Source organism: Vibrio sp. 1874, assembly GCF_033344395.1.
GTDB lineage: Bacteria > Pseudomonadota > Gammaproteobacteria > Enterobacterales > Vibrionaceae > Vibrio > Vibrio alginolyticus.
Map to the genome: position 1 here is coordinate 1 of NZ_JAWPOR010000195.1, position 1,021 is coordinate 1,021.

The window sequence follows — 1,021 nt, forward strand, 5'->3', positions numbered from 1 at the left end:
TACCTTTCGCAGAAATGGTTCCCGCTACGTTGTAACTTGGCGCCGTTGCGTCACTACTACCAGAGCCGCCACCACAACCAACAAGGGCCAGTGAGACTGCAATGAGAGAATATTGAAACTTCATAGGTCTTATCTTCTTTTTGATGAATCGTTATTACGAGAGCGAACCACTCTCAACATTGAAAACACAAGCAAGCCAAAGAGCGCCCAAGGTGAGCCACTCCCACCAGAGCCATTGCCGTTGCTTTTCGAAGTGGTATCAGCACCGCACTGATACTGGTTAAAGTGACTCACACCCCACGCTTTTAGTGCGCCCGAGTTGCCGACCACCCGATCGGAGACTTCTAGTCGCCACGTTCCCCAACTAGGCTCTCCAACCAATGCTTGCAGCTGTGGATCGTGCTGAACCGTGAAATAGCCCGTAAACCCACCCGATTGACTCGGCTGATGGTTAAACAGCACTACAGACTGGCCTTGTGGCGACGTCAACGTGATGTGTAAATCCGCTAAATTCGCGTGTTCGATATCGAGATAAACGGCAAATGAGTCATCAATTTTCTGCGTTTTGTCTGATAGTGTTTGAACAAAAATTTTGTTCCCTTGCACTTCTTGACCGCGCGAGTTAATACTCGCATCGGTGAGCGCATCCTCGATAGTCTTGGGCTTATTCAAAAGTAGAGGAATACCATTCACTATCGCCGTCACGTTTTGCCAAGATTGCGCCTTAAGCCCTTCAGCAAACTGATAATCCACTGAAACTTTAGATTCAAACGGTGCACCACACGTCAGCCCCGTTGGTAAGTTGGCACTGAAAGAGGCCGAGTTTGCCAGTTGCACATCGACCGCTTTCGATGTGTCGTTGTTCAGTGACCAATTGCCCTTTACGCTTGCAGATCGGCCGGTGTGAGAAAGCGTCAACTCGACCGTTTCCCCAGCGTTGATGTAACGAGATTGATATCGGGCGTTAAAAGGAACTTTGAGTAAGTTATGCTGTGCGAAGCTATCTTTCAGAATTTGTGCG

1 protein-coding gene is annotated in these 1,021 nt (G+C 48.8%); it reads right to left on the reverse strand.

Translation table 11 applies throughout. The annotated features are described in order from the left end of the window. Positions 1 to 129: 129 nt before the first annotated feature. Positions 130 to 1,021 (reverse strand): proprotein convertase P-domain-containing protein (locus R8N46_RS25560; protein ID WP_318189822.1); only part of this gene is annotated, 892 nt, incomplete at its 5' end.